This is a genomic window from Streptomyces sp. NPDC002265, assembly GCF_040296125.1.
Taxonomy (GTDB): Bacteria; Actinomycetota; Actinomycetes; order Streptomycetales; family Streptomycetaceae; genus Streptomyces.
Window position 1 is genome coordinate 1 of sequence record NZ_JBEOWS010000238.1, and the last position, 15,242, is coordinate 15,242.

The 15,242-nt window shown below is 72.7% G+C and carries 14 protein-coding genes; 7 read left to right on the plus strand and 7 right to left on the minus strand.

Annotated elements, in window-relative coordinates; translation table 11 throughout:
• Window positions 1-2 precede the first annotated feature (2 nt).
• Both ABT085_RS31900 and ABT085_RS31905 read right to left on the minus strand, forming a co-directional pair.
• The gene (locus tag ABT085_RS31900) at window positions 3-428 is read right to left on the minus strand and encodes an SCO4983 family protein (RefSeq protein WP_351615709.1); all 426 of its coding nucleotides are present in this window, start codon (window positions 426-428) and stop codon (window positions 3-5) included.
• A gap of 114 nt (window positions 429-542) precedes the next feature.
• Window positions 543-1,754: a pyridoxal phosphate-dependent aminotransferase gene (locus tag ABT085_RS31905; protein WP_351615712.1), complete on the minus strand. Its 1,212-nt coding sequence runs from the start codon at window positions 1,752-1,754 to the stop codon at window positions 543-545.
• Between the two features lie 449 nt (window positions 1,755-2,203).
• Here ABT085_RS31905 and ABT085_RS31910 point away from each other — a divergent pair, with 449 nt between their 5' ends.
• The gene (locus tag ABT085_RS31910) at window positions 2,204-2,881 is read left to right on the plus strand and encodes a hypothetical protein (RefSeq protein ID WP_351615720.1); all 678 of its coding nucleotides are present in this window, start codon (window positions 2,204-2,206) and stop codon (window positions 2,879-2,881) included.
• A gap of 196 nt (window positions 2,882-3,077) precedes the next feature.
• Window positions 3,078-3,959: a S1 family peptidase gene (locus ABT085_RS31915; RefSeq protein WP_351615723.1), complete on the plus strand. Its 882-nt coding sequence runs from the start codon at window positions 3,078-3,080 to the stop codon at window positions 3,957-3,959.
• Between the two features lie 25 nt (window positions 3,960-3,984).
• On the opposite strand, the gene ABT085_RS31920 is transcribed toward ABT085_RS31915, so the two are convergent.
• On the minus strand, window positions 3,985-5,595 hold the full coding sequence (locus tag ABT085_RS31920) for an N-acyl-D-amino-acid deacylase family protein (protein WP_351615726.1): 1,611 nt from the start codon (window positions 5,593-5,595) through the stop codon (window positions 3,985-3,987).
• A 32-nt stretch (window positions 5,596-5,627) separates the two neighbouring features.
• On the minus strand, window positions 5,628-6,893 hold the full coding sequence (locus tag ABT085_RS31925) for an amino acid deaminase (protein WP_351615729.1): 1,266 nt from the start codon (window positions 6,891-6,893) through the stop codon (window positions 5,628-5,630).
• 197 nt (window positions 6,894-7,090) lie between these two features.
• Here ABT085_RS31925 and ABT085_RS31930 point away from each other — a divergent pair, with 197 nt between their 5' ends.
• The 4 genes from ABT085_RS31930 (at window position 7,091) to ABT085_RS31945 (ending at window position 10,414) form a co-directional block, all read left to right on the plus strand.
• Entirely contained in the window at window positions 7,091-8,317 is a 1,227-nt protein-coding gene (locus ABT085_RS31930; protein WP_502982850.1) for a sugar kinase, read from the plus strand.
• On the plus strand, window positions 8,314-9,078 hold the full coding sequence (locus ABT085_RS31935) for an IclR family transcriptional regulator (protein WP_351615735.1): 765 nt from the start codon (window positions 8,314-8,316) through the stop codon (window positions 9,076-9,078). The genes ABT085_RS31930 and ABT085_RS31935 overlap by 4 nt, the downstream gene beginning before the upstream one ends.
• Window positions 9,079-9,141: 63 nt before the next feature.
• The gene (locus tag ABT085_RS31940) at window positions 9,142-9,552 is read left to right on the plus strand and encodes a RidA family protein (protein ID WP_351615737.1); all 411 of its coding nucleotides are present in this window, start codon (window positions 9,142-9,144) and stop codon (window positions 9,550-9,552) included.
• An 85-nt stretch (window positions 9,553-9,637) separates the two neighbouring features.
• A complete protein-coding gene (locus tag ABT085_RS31945; RefSeq protein WP_351615740.1) occupies window positions 9,638-10,414 on the plus strand; it encodes a hypothetical protein in 777 nt (258 codons plus the stop codon).
• Between the two features lie 52 nt (window positions 10,415-10,466).
• Here ABT085_RS31945 and ABT085_RS31950 read toward each other — a convergent pair whose 3' ends face one another.
• Window positions 10,467-11,822, minus strand: a complete 1,356-nt coding sequence (locus ABT085_RS31950) for a M14 family metallopeptidase (protein WP_351615743.1) — start codon at window positions 11,820-11,822, stop codon at window positions 10,467-10,469.
• 311 nt (window positions 11,823-12,133) lie between these two features.
• On the opposite strand from ABT085_RS31950, the gene ABT085_RS31955 reads away from it, so the two are divergent.
• Window positions 12,134-13,042 (plus strand): anti-sigma factor RsbA family regulatory protein, encoded by a 909-nt coding sequence (locus ABT085_RS31955; RefSeq protein ID WP_351615746.1) that lies wholly within the window; start codon window positions 12,134-12,136, stop codon window positions 13,040-13,042.
• Between the two features lie 42 nt (window positions 13,043-13,084).
• Here ABT085_RS31955 and ABT085_RS31960 read toward each other — a convergent pair whose 3' ends face one another.
• Together ABT085_RS31960 and ABT085_RS31965 are read right to left on the minus strand one after the other, a co-directional pair.
• Window positions 13,085-14,356 carry a hypothetical protein gene (locus tag ABT085_RS31960; RefSeq protein ID WP_351615749.1) on the minus strand — a complete coding sequence of 424 codons (1,272 nt, stop codon included), beginning with the start codon at window positions 14,354-14,356 and terminating at the stop codon, window positions 13,085-13,087.
• Window positions 14,357-14,441: 85 nt separating this feature from the next.
• A complete protein-coding gene (locus tag ABT085_RS31965; RefSeq protein WP_351615752.1) occupies window positions 14,442-14,951 on the minus strand; it encodes a SigE family RNA polymerase sigma factor in 510 nt (169 codons plus the stop codon).
• Window positions 14,952-15,242: the final 291 nt, after the last annotated feature.

Below are 15,242 nucleotides of genomic sequence, written 5' to 3' on the forward strand. Positions count from 1 at the left end.
TCTCAGCCGGCGGTGCTCAGCTCCGGACGCTGCGCCGTCGCCGCGGCGTGCGCGTCCATGCGCTCCGCCGCCAGGATGGCCGCCGCCGTGTCGGCGCGGGACGCGGCGACGACGAGGGCGCGGCCCGCGAGCGTGTGGGCCCGCTCGTGCAGCGCCGTGCGCTGTCGCTCGTCGCCGGCGGCCACCGCGGCGCGGACCGGCGCGTGGCCGGCGCGCAGCCGGGTCACCTGCTGGACGAGACGGTCGGCCGCGGTGTCGAGATCGGCCGACGGGTCCGTGCCGCGCAGTTCGTCCGTGACGGCGAGCAGTGCCGCGAGATGGCCGGCGAGCTGGATGTCCAGCTCCTCCTCGCGGGAGCGGTGAGGGAAGTCGGAGGTGTTGCCGTCCATCGTGCTGTGGACCGACTTGGTGCGGATCGGCTCGTACATGGGATGGTCTCCTGTGCTCTGACAGGAAACCATCCTAGCTTGGATTTCGTCTAAAGTTGCACCGTTCGGGAAAACAGACCGTCGCCGGCCGCCGTCGCTCCCGCCCGAACGCCGTCAGAGCTGGCTGTAGCCGTCCAGGAAGGTGCCGATCCGGCCGATCGCGTCCTGGAGGTCCCCGACCGACGGCAGGGTCACCACCCGGAAGTGATCGGGCTCGGGCCAGTTGAAGCCGGTGCCCTGGACGACCATGATCTTCTCGCTGCGCAGCAGGTCGAGGACCATCTGCCGGTCGTCCTTGATCTTGAAGACCTTGGGGTCCAGGCGCGGGAAGAGATACAGCGCCCCCTTCGGCCGCACACAGGTCACGCCGGGGATCCGCGTCAGCAGCTCGTAGGCGGTGTCCAGCTGCTCCTTCAGGCGCCCGCCCGGCAGCACCAGGTCGTTTATCGTCTGGCGGCCGCTGAGCGCGGCGACCACGCCGTGCTGGCCCGGCATGTTCGCGCACAGGCGCATGTTCGCCAGGATCGTCAGGCCCTCGATGTAGGACTGGGCGTGCGCGCGGGGGCCGGAGATCGACATCCAGCCGACGCGGTAGCCGGCCACCCGGTAGGCCTTCGACATGCCGTTGAAGGTGAGGGTCAGCAGGTCGGGCGCGATCGCGGCGGTCGGGGTGTGGGTGGCGCCGTCGTAGAGGATCTTGTCGTAGATCTCGTCCGAGCAGACCAGCAGGTTGTGGCGGCGGGCGATGTCCGTCAGGCCCCTGAGCATCGCCTCGTCGTAGACCGCACCCGTCGGGTTGTTCGGGTTGATGATGACGATCGCCTTGGTGCGGTCGGTGATCTTCCGTTCCACGTCCGCGAGGTCGGGCATCCAGTCGGACTGCTCGTCGCACCGGTAGTGCACGGCGGTGCCGCCGGACAGGGAGACGGCCGCGGTCCACAGGGGGTAGTCGGGGGCCGGTACGAGGACCTCGTCGCCGTCGTCCAGCAGGCCCTGCATCGCCATCACGATCAGCTCGGAGACGCCGTTGCCGATGAAGACGTGCTCGACGTCCGTCTCGATGCCGAGGGTCTGGTTGTGCATGACGACGGCCCTGCGGGCGGCCAGCAGGCCCTTCGCGTCGCCGTAGCCGTGCGCCGTGGAGACGTTGCGGAGGATGTCCTCCAGGATCTCCGGCGGGCACTCGAAGCCGAAGGCGGCCGGGTTGCCGGTGTTCAGCTTGAGGATCCGGTGCCCTGCCGCCTCCAGCCGCATCGCCTCCTCGAGCACCGGGCCCCGGATCTCGTAACAGACGTTGGCGAGCTTGGTCGACTGGATCACCTGCATGTCCGTGAGCTTACGGCTCGATAACGCTTCTTGGGTCGTGTTTTCCGCCACGTGAGACAAGTCGGTTTGTGCGGGTATCGCCGAGAGCTGTCACTGGAGCCCCACCTGTACCTAGAATCCGCGATCATGTCCATCCCATCTCGGCGCCAGGACGGGGCGTACGGCCCCCATGCCGCAGCTGACCCGGCCGGCGCGTCCGGCGCCCACCTCGGAGTGGAGCCCACGGCGCACCCGAACGTGTACCGGCCGCAGTCCGCTCCGGCTCCGGCGTACGAGGAGTACGCCGATCCCGCGGCCGCGCACGGCTGGACGAACTCGTACGACGAGACGCGCGAGCTGCCGGTGCTGGTGGATGGCGAAATACCGCCTGGATATCCCGGATATCCCGGGCATCCCGGCCATTCCGGCCGGCCGGGGGATCCGGGGTATGCCGCGTATCCCCCTATTCCATGCATCCGGGGGAGAGCGGCCATCCCGGTGACGCCGGGTCCCAGGACGCGGACGGCTACGCGGACGGGTACGCGGGGGGCGATGGGCATCCGGACGGGGCCGCGGCAGGGGACGAGGTGGGGGCTGGGCAGGACGGTCACGCCACGCCCTACGCGCCGTCCGCGCCGGCCGTCGCGTCCCTGGCGCCCGCGGGGCCCGGCCGCCGGTCCCGGCGCAAGCAGGGTGCCGTACGCAGGCGGCGGGCGGCGATCGTCGCCGGCGCGGCGGGGGTCGTGTCCGTGGCGGCGGTGCTGGCCGGACTCTCCTTCACCGGCTCCGGCGGCACGGGCGGCGAGCGGGACGGTACGGCCGGGGGGTCCGCCGCGCCGGAGGACCCGGACCCGACGGGTACGGCTGCGGTCACGTTGCAGGACTCCGAAGGGGTGACGGCCCCCGGGGCCGCCCTGCCCTCCGCGGCGTCGAGCGCCCCGGCCGCCGCCACGCGGCAGGCTTCGCCGGAGCGCTCCGCGGGCACGTCGGCCGGCGCGTCGGCGTCGCCGGGCAGGAGCGTGACGCCCTCGGTCACCCCCTCCGCCCCCGCCTCGACGGCCCCCGCCGTCACCCCGACCCCCTCGGTGAGCGCCTCGACCGGTAACGGTCATGGCCACGGCCACGGCCACAGCGGCGGGTGGGGCTGACCGCCTCGCCGAGGATGCCCCGCCGGTAGCGCCCCGCCGGCGCCGCCCGGCCCGGATCCGGCCGTCCCGGCCGAAAAGGACTCGTTGTTCACGCGCCCCTCTGTCATCACAATGTGCCTGCCGCCGCAATGTGCATGACAAAGCAGTGGCGGCCGGAAGATCTCCGGTCGCCTCCGTCGCAAGAGGGGACCCCCACATGAGAAAGCCTCTCGTCGCCGCACTCTTCGCCCTGGTGATCGCCGGGGCGGGCGCGGTACCCGCGGTCGCCGCCCCCGCACCCGAGGCGCCCGCGTCCGTCAGCAGTGCCGCCGCCCCGGCGCGGACCGCCGCAGCCCCCACGCTCCAGGCCGTCACCTTCGCGGGCACCGTCTCGCTCAGCAACTGCTCGGGCTCGGTGATCCGCTTCCCGAACTCCGTGTCCACCGACCCCGCCCTGGTGCTCACCAACGGCCACTGCCTGGAGACCGGCTTCCCGGAGCCCGGCGAGGTGATCGTCGGCCAGTCGTCCAGCCGCACCTTCGGACTGCTCAACTCCGCGGGCACCAGGGTGGCGACCCTGCGGGCGAGCAAGGTCGCGTACTCGACGATGACGGACACCGACATCACGATCTACCAGCTCACCAGCACCTACGCGACGATCCTGAGCTCCTACGGCATCAGCCCGCTGACCCTCGCCGACACCCACCCGGTCGCCGGTACCGCCATCACCGTCGCCTCCGGGTACTGGAAGCGGTACTACAGCTGCAACATCGACGGGTTCGTGTACCGCCTGAAGGAGGGCGACTGGACCTGGAAGGACTCGGTCCGCTACACCTCCGCCTGCCAGACGATCGGCGGCACCTCCGGCTCCCCGGTCATCGACCAGGCCACCAACAAGGTGGTCGCGGTCAACAACACGGGCAACGAGGACGGCGCGACCTGCACGGAGAACAACCCCTGCGAGGTCGACGCGAGCGGCAACGTGACCGTCCGCAAGGGCATCAACTACGCGCAGGAGACCTACCTGATCCCGGCCTGCTTCACGACCGGCAACAAGCTCAACCTGAGCGCGAGCGCGTGCACCCTGCCCAAGCCGTAGCGGCGGCCGGGTGAGCGGCGGGCGGTCACCGGGGAGTCCTGCGGACCGCCCGCCCCGCCAGTACGTCCGTCCGGCGGCCGTCCTCGATCACGAAGCGGCCGTCGACCAGGACGTGCGGGATGCCCGTCGGCGGCGTGCGCGGGGCGTCGTACGTCGAGCCCGCCGCGACCGTCGCCGGGTCGAACAGCACCAGGTCGGCCCGGTACCCCTCGCGGACCAGCCCGCGGTCCGGCAGCCTCAGCCGGGCCGCCGGGCGTCCGGTGAGGTGGGCCACGCACTCCTCCAGCGGCAGCACCCCCAGCTCCCGCACGTACCGCCCGAGATAGTGCGGGAAGGTGCCGTACGCCCGCGGGTGCGGCTTGGTGCCCGTCAGGATGCCGTCCGAGCCGCCGGTGTGGACCCGGTGCCGCATGATCGCCCGGACGTTCTCCTCGTGCCCCACGTGCTGCAGGACCGTCGGGCCCAGCCGGTCCGCGAGCAGCAGCCGGCGGGCGGTGTCCCATGGGGCCTCGCCGCGCAGCCGCGCCGACGCGAGGACCGTACGTCCGACGAACTCGCCGAGCGCCGGGTCGGCGACCCCCGAGATCTCGACCGTGTCCCAGTCGACGGGCACGCCGTGGCAGCCGTCCGCGCCGGTGACCTCCAGGTCGTGCCGGATCCGCTCGGCCGTCGCGTCGTCCGCCAGCCGCCGCAGCAGCTCCTCGGGGCCGCCCTCGGCCGCCCAGCTCGGCAGCAGGGCCACCAGGGTCGTGCAGCCGGGGGTGTAGGGGTAGGTGTCGAGGGTGAGGTCGGCGCCGCCGGCCAGCGCCTCGTCCAGCAGCGCCAGCAGCTCGGGCGCCCGCCCCTCGTTCACGCCGAAGTTCATGGTGGCGTGGGTGAGATGGAGCGCGCAGCCGGCCTTCCGGGCCAGGTCCACCATCTCCGCGTACGCCTCCAGCGCACCGGCCCCGTAGGAGCGGTGGTGGGGGGCGTAGTAGCCGCCGTAGCGCGCCACCACCCGGCACAGTTCCGTCAGTTCGGCGTCCCCGGCGTACATGCCGGGGGTGTAGGTGAGCCCGGAGGAGAGACCGACCGCGCCCTGCTCCAGGCCCTGGGCGACCAGCCGCCGCATCCGCTCCAGCTCCCCGGGCGTGGCCGGGCGGTCCTCCCAGCCCACGACGAGCGCGCGGACCGTGCCCTGGGGCACGAGATAGGCCGCGTTCACGGCGATGCCCCGGTCCAGCCGGTCGAGATACCCGCCCACCGACCGCCAGTCGAAGTCGACGTCGTCGCCGTACCCGTTCCAGCCGGTGATCGCCCGGCGCACCTCGGCCAGGGTGCGGTCGTCGACGGGGGCGTACGACAGCCCGTCCTGGCCGATCACCTCCAGCGTGACGCCCTGCGCGGCCTTCGCCGAGTGGTCGGGGTCGCGCAGCAGCGCCAGGTCGCTGTGGGCGTGCATGTCGATGAAGCCGGGGGACAGCACGAGCCCCTCGGCGTCCAGCTCCCGCCGCGCCCGGGGGCGCTGGCAGCCCGCCGCGGCGGCCTCCTTGACGATCGAGACGATCCTGCCGTCGTCGACGACCACATCGGCGCGGTACGCGTCCGCGCCGGTGCCGTCCACGACGTCCGCGTCCCGGATGACGAGGTTCTCCATGCCGCCCCCTCCCGTCCTCTTCCGGCCCGGACTCAGAAGAACGTGCGGACGCAGTCGACGACCGTGCCGTCCGCCTCGGCGACCGGGATCAGCGGCCATTTGTCGAAGGACGTGCACGGGTGGGACAGTCCCAGGCCGACCCAGTCGCCCACCTCCAGATCCGCCTCGGGGCCCGTGCGCAGCCAGGCGTGCTGGTCGGACAGCGCGGCGACCTCGATGCCGGTGGCGGGCCGCTCCACCCCGTCCCTGCGCACCACCTGGGCGACGGGCAGATCGAGGTCGTAGGCCGCGTCGCGCTTGCCCGCGTTGACGAAGGCCTGCTCGGCGGACGGGCGCGAGACCACCTGGGTCCACAGCCGGAACGCGGGCTCCAGGGCGCCCTCCTCGGGGACCCGGTTGAAGGGGGTCAGCCTGCGGTAGTGGCCGTCGTCGTGCGAGATGTAGGCGCCCGAGCGCAGCAGCTTCAGCACGGGCGAGGACAGCTCGGGGATCTCGGCGAACACCTCGGCGACCGCGTCGAACCAGGCGCTGCCGCCCGCGCTCACGACGATCTCGTCCACGCCGCCGAAGTGCCCCGCCTTGTCGAGGTCCACGGCCAGCGCCACCAGCCGGCGCAGCCAGGCCCGCACCCGCTCCGGGGTCGCCTGCGGCACCTCGCCCTCGTAGCCCGCCACCCCGGCCAGCCGCAGCTCCGGTACGGCCGCCACCGCGTCGGCCACCGCCGCGCACTGCGCCTCGGTACGGACGCCGGTGCGCGCGCCCTCGCCGGCCGCCAGCTCCACCACCACGTCCACCGGACGCGCCGCCCCCGCCAGCGCCTCGCCCATCAGCTCCACCCCGCGCACGGAGTCGACGTAGCAGACGAGCCGGAAGGCGGGGTCGGCGGCCAGCTCGGCGGCGATCCAGCGCAGCGCGGCCGCGTCCACCAGCTCGTTGGCGAGGAAGACCCGCTCGACGCCGAACGCCCGCGCCACCCGTACCTGGTGCGGCACGGCCAGGGTGATGCCCCAGGCGCCGTGCTCGATCTGCCGCTGGAAGAGCTGGGGCGCCATGGTGGTCTTGCCGTGCGGGGCGAAGGCCAGCCCGTGCCGGGCCGCGTACGTCTCCATCAGCTTCAGGTTGTGCTCCAGCCGCTCGGCCGACAGCGCCAGGACCGGGGTGGCGAATCCGCCGGTGAACAGGTTGCGGCGCTGGGCGGCCAGTTCGCCGACGGTCAGCCCGTCGGCGTCGGGCGGGAGTCCCTTGAAACGGTGGTCGACGCGTTCCTCGGCCAGGCGGGCGAGCGCCTCGGTGCCCATGGGACCTCCTGATCTGATGCGTTGCATATAGCGCAACGCTCGTTGCGTATATCGCTCACTGCTGTCTAACATCTCGGCCGACACGGGGTCAACGAAAGCCGTCGTACCCCCAGGACCGAGGAGTTACGACGATCGTGGCCGCAGCCGGACCCCGCAACGCCCCCGACGTCGTGGATGTCGTGGCGCTCGGCGAGTCCATGGTCACGTTCCTGCCCTCCCGGCCCGGCCGTCTCGCCGACGTTCCCTCCTTCGACCGCGCCATCGGTGGCGCCGAGTCGAACGTGGTCTGCGCGCTGGCTGCCGCGGGCCACTCCACGCGCTGGGTCGGCCGGGTCGGCGCCGACGGCTTCGGCGACCATCTGGTCGAGGCGATCGGCTCCCACGGTGTCGACGTCACGTCCGTACGGCGCGATGCGGACCGGCCGACCGGCGTCTACTTCCGTACCGCCCAGGACCGGACGAGCGACGCGCACGAGGTGGCCTACTACCGGGCCGGTTCCGCCGCCTCGGCGATGTCCGCGCACAACGTCGACCTGCGCGCGGCACGCGCCGGACGGGTGCTGCACCTGACCGGGATCACCGCGGCCCTCTCCGGCGACTGCCGCGCCCTGCTGCGCGAGCTGATCACCCGGCGCCCGCCGGCGGGCCCGCGCCCCCTGGTCTCCTTCGACGTCAACCACCGGCCCGCACTGTGGCGGGACGCCGACGGGCCGCGGGTGCTGCGGGAACTGGCCCAGGACGCCGACATCGTGTTCGTCGGCGAGGACGAGGCACGGGAGGTGTGGGGTCTGGAGGGCCCCGAGGCCGTCCGCGCCGCGTTCCCCGGTCCCGCCGTCCTCGTCGTCAAACAGGGCGACAGAGGGGCGACCGCCTTCGCCGAGGGAGCGGGCGGGCCGGGCGCCTTCACCGAGGGGGCGGGCGGCCCGGGCCCCGACAACGGCGGTGAGCCGGGTGGCGGCAGGCGCGCCGGGACGGGCGCAGACGGCGGCGAAGGGCGCCGCGAGTCGGGCGCCGACGGTGGCGAGGGGCGCCGTGGGACGGGCGCCGACGGTGGCGAGGGGTGCGCCGGGACGGGCGCCGGCGGCGGCGAGGGGCGTCGCGGGAGGACCGGCCGGGGGGCCGGTCTGTTCGTCCCCGCCCTGCGGGTCGAGGTCGTGGCCGCGGTCGGCGCCGGTGACGCCTTCGCGGCCGGCTTCCTCTCCGCCACCCTGCGCGGACTGCCCCTCCGCGACCGGCTGCGCCACGGCCACCTGATGGCCGCCGCCGCCCTCACCGCCCCGGGCGACCTCGCCGTCCCCGCGACCCGCGACCACGCCGACCGTCTCGCCGCCCTCGACGACACCGCGTGGGGGAGACTTCGACCAGGACCCGGCTGGACCGCCCAGGACGCACCCCGGGCGCCGGAGGAGGCACGCACCCCATGAGCCAGACCGTCGACCGCGCGCTGAGCATCCTGCCGCTGCTCGCGGCGGGCCCCGCCGACCTCGGACAGGTCGCCGACCGGCTCGGCGTCCACAAGTCCACCGCCCTGCGCCTGCTGCGCACCCTCCACGAGCACGGGCTCGTCTACCGCCAGTCCGACCAGCGCTACCGCCTCGGCGCCCGCCTCTTCGCGCTCGCCCAGGAGGCGATGGAGAACCTCGACATCCGCGAGATCGCCCACCCCCACCTGGTCCGGCTGAACGAGAGCTGCGGGCACACCGTGCACCTCGCCGTGTACGAGGACGACGAGGTCCTCTACATCGACAAGGTGGAGAGCCGCTACCCCGTGCGCATGTACTCACGGATCGGCAGACCGGTGGCGCTGACGGTCGCCGCGGTGGCGAAACTGCTGCTGGCCGACCTGCCCGAGGCCGAGCGCCGCGCCCTCGCGGAGAAGCTCGACTACCCCCTCTACACGCCCCGTTCGACTCCCAACGCCGCCACGTTCCTGCGGGAGCTGGAGCAGGCGCGCGAGCGGGGCTGGGCCACCGACCTCGGCGGCCACGAGGAGTCCATCAACTGCGTCGCGGCGCCCGTCCGCGGCGCCGACGGCCGCGTGGTCGCCGCGATGTCGGTCTCCGCGCCCAACGTCGTCGTCACCGCCGACGAGCTTCTCGCCCTGCTCCCGCAGGTACGCCGTACGGCCGACGAGATCAGCGGCGAGTACTCCGGCAGAACACCCGTGACGCACCCGCCCGCATGACCGCCCCCGCCGGCCATCCCCGATGACCGTCCCGCCGACCGCCCCCACGACGAAGGACCGTTGATGACGGAAAAGACCGCCCTCACCCCGAAGACCCACAGCACCCCGCCCGCGCGGTTCTCGCACGGCGTCAGGAAGGGCAACATCCTCCAGGTCGCCGGCCAGGTCGGTTTCCTCCCCGCCGAGGAGGGCAAGCCGCCCACGCCGGCCGGCCCCACCCTGCGCGAACAGACCCTCCAGACCCTCGCCAACGTCCAGGCGGTCCTTCAGGAGGGCGGCGCGAGCTGGGAGGACGCGATGATGATCCGGGTCTATCTGACGGACGTCGACCACTTCGCCGAGATGAACCAGATCTACAACGCCTACTTCGAGGAGCAGGGCCTCACCCAGCCGCCCGCGGCCCGTACGACCGTCTACGTCGGCCTGCCGGCCGGTCTGCTCGTCGAGATCGACGCCCTCGCCGTGCTCGACTGAGCGCCGAGGGCGCCCAGAGCATCTTCGTATAACGAAGTTGGGGGCTGACTGTGTCCGGCACAGGATCGTCGACCATACTGCCCGCGTGGAGCAGCGCATAGGTTCGAGCAGCCAGCCCCTGGAGGGCGAGCCGTTGAAGGGCGCCGGATTCGACCCGGCCTTCATCCCCGGGCTCACGTCACCCCTGTCCACCAAGCCCGGCGCCGCCGAGTCGAAGGACAGCGGACCGGCGGACGAGCCGGAGGAGACCGCGCCCGAGGAGAGCGAGCCGGAGGCGGCCGCGGACACCACGGACGCCGTGGCGGAGGCCTCTTCGGACGCGCCCGGGACCCCCGAGGAGGAACCGGCCGTCGACGGACCGGTCTTCGAGGCGTCCGACCGGCGCGCGCGGATCGTCGCCGACGCCCAGGGCATCCGCCTGAGCCTCGACGACCAGGCGTGCGAGTTCCGCTGGGACGAGATCGGGGCGGTGGAGACCGAGACCGCGCGCTTCGGCAGGCGGTTCACCGTCACGGTGCACACGCCCGACCGCCGCTGGTTCCCGATCGAGATCGAGGCGACGGCCAGGGCGCGTTTCAAGGAGTGGGAGGCCGAGCTGGACGCGGTCCTCGACGCCTACTTCGAGGACGGGGAATCCGAAGCGGTCGAAGAGGCCGAAGGGACCGAAGAGGTCGAAGCGGCCGCAGACGCCGACGAGTTGTCCGAATCCAAGGCCGAGTCCGAGGCTGAGTCCAAGGCCGACTCCGAGCCCGAGTCCGAGTCCGAGTCCGACGAGGACAAGGCGGAAGCCGGCAAGTCCGACGAGGACGAGGCCGACGGCGAAGACGTCAAGAAGGACGAGTCCGCCGCGTCGAAGTCCTGAGCCGATCCGGGGAGGTCCGGTGCGGTGACGTACCGGACCTCCCGCGGAGCGCTCAGGAGCAGTACTGCGCCTGCTTCCCGATCGACCGGTACATACAGTCCGCGTTCTCCAGCAGCTGGAGCACCGCGTCCCGGTTGCGCGAGGTCTCCCGCTCGATCACCTCGTCGGGCGGGTAGAAGCCGCCCGCGGAGCTCGACGTCGGGTACATCTCGAAGGTGAAGTCGAAGATCTTCTGGGTGCCCCAGAGGTAGTCGTCGATCGTGCCGTCGGTGATGTACAGATCGCTGGACTGTTCGGCCGTGTAGCCGTTGCTGGCGGCCATCTTCTGCCCGACGGCCTTGAACGCGGCGGCGTCGTCCGCGGTCATCCCGGTGGCCGTGTCGTTGTACGTGTACCCGAACGGCCACAGCACCAGCTCGCTGTACGTGTGGAAGTCGATCCCGGCGGTGATCTGCTGCTTCCCGCCGACGATCCGGCCGCGTACGAAGTCGGCGACGACCTTCACCTCGGGCGCGGACTCGCCCGACGCGCCGCGGTAGGTCTCCGAGGAGGCCGATCCCGAAGAGCCGCCGCAGCAGCCCCACTTGTAGTTCCAGTTGCGGTTGAGGTCCGTACCGAGGTACGAGGAACCGGAGTTGGGCTGGCGGTTCTTGCGCCAGGAGCGGTAGGAGCCGGACGCGATGTCGTACTCGCCGCCGTCCGGGTTGAGGTCCGGCACGATCCAGATCTCGCGGTTGTTCACCATGTTGGTGATGCGGGAGTCGGAGCCGTAGCCCGCGCCGAGTTCGCGCAGCAGGTAGAGCGCCATCTCCACCGTGAGGTGTTCGCGGGCGTGCTGGTGGAAGGTGAGGAGCACCTCCGGCTCGGACTCGTCGGTGGCCACGTTGTCGCTGACCTTGATGGCGACGATGTCGCGGCCCTGGTACGACTTCCCGATCACCCGCTTGCTCATGATGGCCGGGTAGGCGGCCAGCCGCTGGTCGATCTCCGCCGTCATCTCGGCGTAGTTGTGGTACTTCGAGTCGGCGGAGGGGAAGTCGTAGAGCCGCAGGTTGCCGGCCGAGGAGCGGTCGGGGGCCGAGCCCAGCGGGGAGACGTCGTAACCCTGCCGCTTCAGCTTGCCGATCTGGTCCGCGCGGCCGGAGACGACGACGCTCTCCGCGTCGGCCTCGTCGATGCTCACGCCGGCCGCCGCGATGGCGGTGCGCATGGCCGGGGTGCTGTGGCCGACGTGCACCTCGTACTGGTGGATGTCGTCGGAGGAGGGGGCCGCGGTGCGGGCGCTGTCGGCGGTGGCGGAGGTGGTCGTGGCCGCCACCGGCGCGGCGAGCGCGAGGGCCATCAGGGCGGCGAGCGCGGCGCCGTGCCTGCCGCTCCGGGCGCCCGGGCCGCGTAGGCGAAGTCGCATGAGATCTCCTTGTTTCTCCAGGGATTCCGGGGTCGCCGGAAGTGGGGAGTGGAGCCAGGGGGGTGGTCAGTGCGACGTGCTGGTGCGGGTGTGCCGCCCATCGTCGGCTCATGTCATGACCGGGTCAAGAGTGAGCCAAGGATCGGCGACGTGAACCAGCCGGGAGGAAGTCGCGCAGTGTACGCGGGACCGGGTCGTGTGACGCGGTCCCCGGCAAAGTGCACCCGAGGGTGTGATCGGCACGTGCATAGGTGTGGGGCGCGCGGCGAGAGTGGGGCGTCCGCGCAAGGGGAGTCCAGCACGGGGGACCCATGAGCCGTACCCGACCCGCCGCCCCAGGGCCGTTCGACCACCGTATGGCGGTCTTCGGCTCGGACGACGACTTCGTCGCCGCCGCCCGTCCCTTCCTCGCCGAGGGCCTGTGCGCCCCGGGCGAACCGCCGCCCGTGGTGATCGCCGCCCCGGACAACCTGGAGGTGCTGCGCGAGACCCTCGGCGGCGACGTGCGCGAGGTCGGCTTCATCGAGCACACCGACTGGTACACCGGCTCCGCCGCCAACGCCGTCGCACAGGGCGCCGGTTACCTCGCCGCCCACGCCGGGCCCGGCGGCCGCGTCCATCTGCTGATGGAGCCGGTGTGGGGCGGCCGGGCCGGGCGCTCGGTCCGCGAGAGTGCCGAGTGGATCCGCTACGAGGCGCTCGCCAACCTCGTCTTCGCGGCGATGGCCACGACCGTCCTGTGCGCCTACGACACCCGCACCGCCGGCTCCGCCGTCGTCGCCGCGGCCCGGCGCGCCCACCCCGACACCGGGGTCTACGTGGACCCCGTGCGGCTGGCCGCCGAACTGGACGCCGTACCGCTGCCGCCGCCCTCGCCGGACGCGCGGCGGCTGCGCGGAGGCGTGGCCAAGAACGCCGTACGCGCCTGGGCCAGCGGCCGCGGACTGCCCCACGTGGACGCCGAGCTGTTCGCCGAGGCCGTCACCGAGGCCGCCGCCCTGGGCCCGGTCACCGGCGCCCTGCTGTGGGGCGAGGCGCCCGTCTGCGTCGCCGAACTGAGTCTGGCCCACCGGGTCGACGACCCGCTGGCCGGCTTCGTACCCCCGCCCGGCTCCGGACTAGAACCCGGCCAGGGGCTCTGGTTCGCCCGGCAGGTGTGCGCCTACGTCGACGTCCGCGACGCGGGCGCGGGCGCGACCGTACGGCTCCAGTACGCCTAGTGCCGCATCAGGCGTACCGGAGCCGTCGGGCGGACGTCCCGCTCAGCCCAGCGTGCGCCACTTCGGGCTGAGGGCGATGGTCCGCAGCTGCTTCATCGTCAGGGCGGGGGTCGCCCGGGTGGCGTCGGTCTGCTGGCTGGCGGCGTTGAAGCCGCTGATCACCACCCGCAGACCGTCGGTCCGCAGGGTGTCCACGGTCCACATCACGACCCCCGAGCCGCCCTTCTCGCCCGGCCCCTGGTGCGACGTGACGAGCGTGCCGTCGGGCAGCTTCTCCGCACCCCCGAACAGCTCGCCGGCGAGGTCCGAGCTGCCGGGCTGCACATTGATCTGGACGAAGCTGCGGCCCCTGCCGTCGTCGAGGACGAGATAGGCGAACTCGGTGTCCTCCCCGCTCTTCGCCACCACCTTCATCCCCTTGGGCAGCAGACCGGTGAGGGTCCGGACGATCGCCTTGCCATCACCCGCCGGGGTGACGGGCTCGGCCGGCTCCTCCGGAGCGGGCTGGGTGTCCGCGATCTCGCGCCACTCCTTCGCGGCGGCCAGCTCCGTCAGCCGGGCCACGGAGAGCGCGGGTTCCGGGCGGGTGACGGGGGAACCCTTCTCGGCCGCCGCGTTCCACTCCCGCACGGAGACGTGCTGCCCCGACGGGGTGATCAGGTCCGCGGACCACATCTTCGTGTTCTCGCGCTTGTCGGGGTACTCGTACCCTTGGAGGACCATGAGGACGGAGTCGTCCGCGAGATGCGTCGTCGTGCAGGCGTCGAACAGGGTGAATACCTTGTCCGGGCACTGGGTCGTCTGACGCGCCTGCTTGCCGCCCGGCCGCACCCGGCCCACCCCGACGGAGATGGCCGAGGCGCCCTTGCCGTCGTCGAAGACGACCTGCGCGTACGGCGGGAACTCGCTGTCGGTGCCGCGCCCGTCCTGCCCGCTGAACTTGCCCCCGGGGAGCAGCTTCTCGAGCGTACGGATCACGTCGTCGCGGGAGAACGCCGCGGACGAGGAAGCGGACTTGGATCCGGCCGGACGCGGCTGGGTGGCCACCGACGACGGCTGCGCGGCGGACGTACCGCCCCACGGCGCGAGCAGCGCGCCGCCCACGCCCACCAGCGCGATCCCGGCCACGCTGCCCACGACGGCGGTCCTGCGCAGCAGCTGGCGCCGCCGGCCGCGGGCCGCGCCGCCGGCCGCGAGCGCGGCCCGGTCGGTGTCGAAAGTGCCGCCGGTTTCATGGAGGGCGGCGGAGAGCCGGTCCTCGAAGGGGTCGCCGGCGGGAGCGCCGGACCGGTCGTCGTACGGGTCCACGGGCATGACGAACCACCTTTTCCGCTAGGTCTGGGGTGAAGTGGGAGGTGACGGTCGGAGCAGTCGGGGAAGGTGGGTGGGGAGGGGGAGGTCAGGGGCGGGCGTACGCGCCGACGTCCTCGCCGAGCAGTTCCCGCAGCCGGCCCAGGGCCCGTGCGCACCGGGTGCGCACCGCCGCCGAGCTGGCGTTCATGGCGTCGGCGGTCTCCTGGACGGAGCGGTCCTCCCAGTAGCGCAGGACGATCACGGCCCGGTCCTTGGGGGGCAGCGTGCCGAGCGCCGACATCAGGGTGAGGCGCAGCGAGGGGTCGGCGAGGGTGCCGTCCGCCCGGTCGGGCAGCACGTCCATGGCGCGCTCGGTGCTGCTGCGGCGCCGCTGATGGGCGAGGAACGTACGGGTGAGGACGGTCTGTGCGTAGGCGGCGGGGTTGTCGGCCCGGGAGACCCGGCCCCAGCGGGTGTAGAGGCGGCCGAGGGTGTCCTGCACCAGGTCCTCGGCGAGATGGGTGTCCCCGGCGGTGAGCAGGCAGGCGGAGCGGTACAGGTGTCCCGCGCGTGCCGCCGCGAACTCCGCGTACTCCTGCGCGCGGACCTGCCTCATGTGTGCCCCCTGGTCGTGGTTCCCGCCTGCGCCGTGCCGCCCTCACCTCATTGATGCGGTGGGGCAAGGGAAATGTTTCAGAGCTGACGCATCGGCAACTGAGATCTGGCTCACAGCCGGGCGGCGGGTGAGCGGGGGCGTGCAGCGGGTCGTGGACGTGAAGGAGCCGGGGCGGGGCCCGCGCGGGCCGCCCCCGGGCGGGGGGGGGTCGACGGGGGTACGCCCGGTTCTGCAGTGCGGGAGCCTGGGGGGCGACCGCCGTAGAAGAGGCCTTTGCCGAGGGCCCCTCAC

Bases quoted from the DNA above. Each gene is read 5' to 3' on its own strand.
- ABT085_RS31900 (WP_351615709.1), bottom strand. From the start codon at position 428: ATGTACGAGCCGATCCGCACCAAGTCGGTCCACAGCACGATGGACGGC.
- ABT085_RS31905 (WP_351615712.1), bottom strand. From the start codon at position 1,754: ATGCAGGTGATCCAGTCGACCAAGCTCGCCAACGTCTGTTACGAGATC.
- ABT085_RS31910 (WP_351615720.1), top strand. From the start codon at position 2,204: ATGCATCCGGGGGAGAGCGGCCATCCCGGTGACGCCGGGTCCCAGGAC.
- ABT085_RS31915 (WP_351615723.1), top strand. From the start codon at position 3,078: ATGAGAAAGCCTCTCGTCGCCGCACTCTTCGCCCTGGTGATCGCCGGG.
- ABT085_RS31920 (WP_351615726.1), bottom strand. From the start codon at position 5,595: ATGGAGAACCTCGTCATCCGGGACGCGGACGTCGTGGACGGCACCGGC.
- ABT085_RS31925 (WP_351615729.1), bottom strand. From the start codon at position 6,893: ATGGGCACCGAGGCGCTCGCCCGCCTGGCCGAGGAACGCGTCGACCAC.
- ABT085_RS31930 (WP_502982850.1), top strand. From the start codon at position 7,091: ATGGTCACGTTCCTGCCCTCCCGGCCCGGCCGTCTCGCCGACGTTCCC.
- ABT085_RS31935 (WP_351615735.1), top strand. From the start codon at position 8,314: ATGAGCCAGACCGTCGACCGCGCGCTGAGCATCCTGCCGCTGCTCGCG.
- ABT085_RS31940 (WP_351615737.1), top strand. From the start codon at position 9,142: ATGACGGAAAAGACCGCCCTCACCCCGAAGACCCACAGCACCCCGCCC.
- ABT085_RS31950 (WP_351615743.1), bottom strand. From the start codon at position 11,822: ATGCGACTTCGCCTACGCGGCCCGGGCGCCCGGAGCGGCAGGCACGGC.
- ABT085_RS31955 (WP_351615746.1), top strand. From the start codon at position 12,134: ATGAGCCGTACCCGACCCGCCGCCCCAGGGCCGTTCGACCACCGTATG.
- ABT085_RS31960 (WP_351615749.1), bottom strand. From the start codon at position 14,356: ATGCCCGTGGACCCGTACGACGACCGGTCCGGCGCTCCCGCCGGCGAC.
- ABT085_RS31965 (WP_351615752.1), bottom strand. From the start codon at position 14,951: ATGAGGCAGGTCCGCGCGCAGGAGTACGCGGAGTTCGCGGCGGCACGC.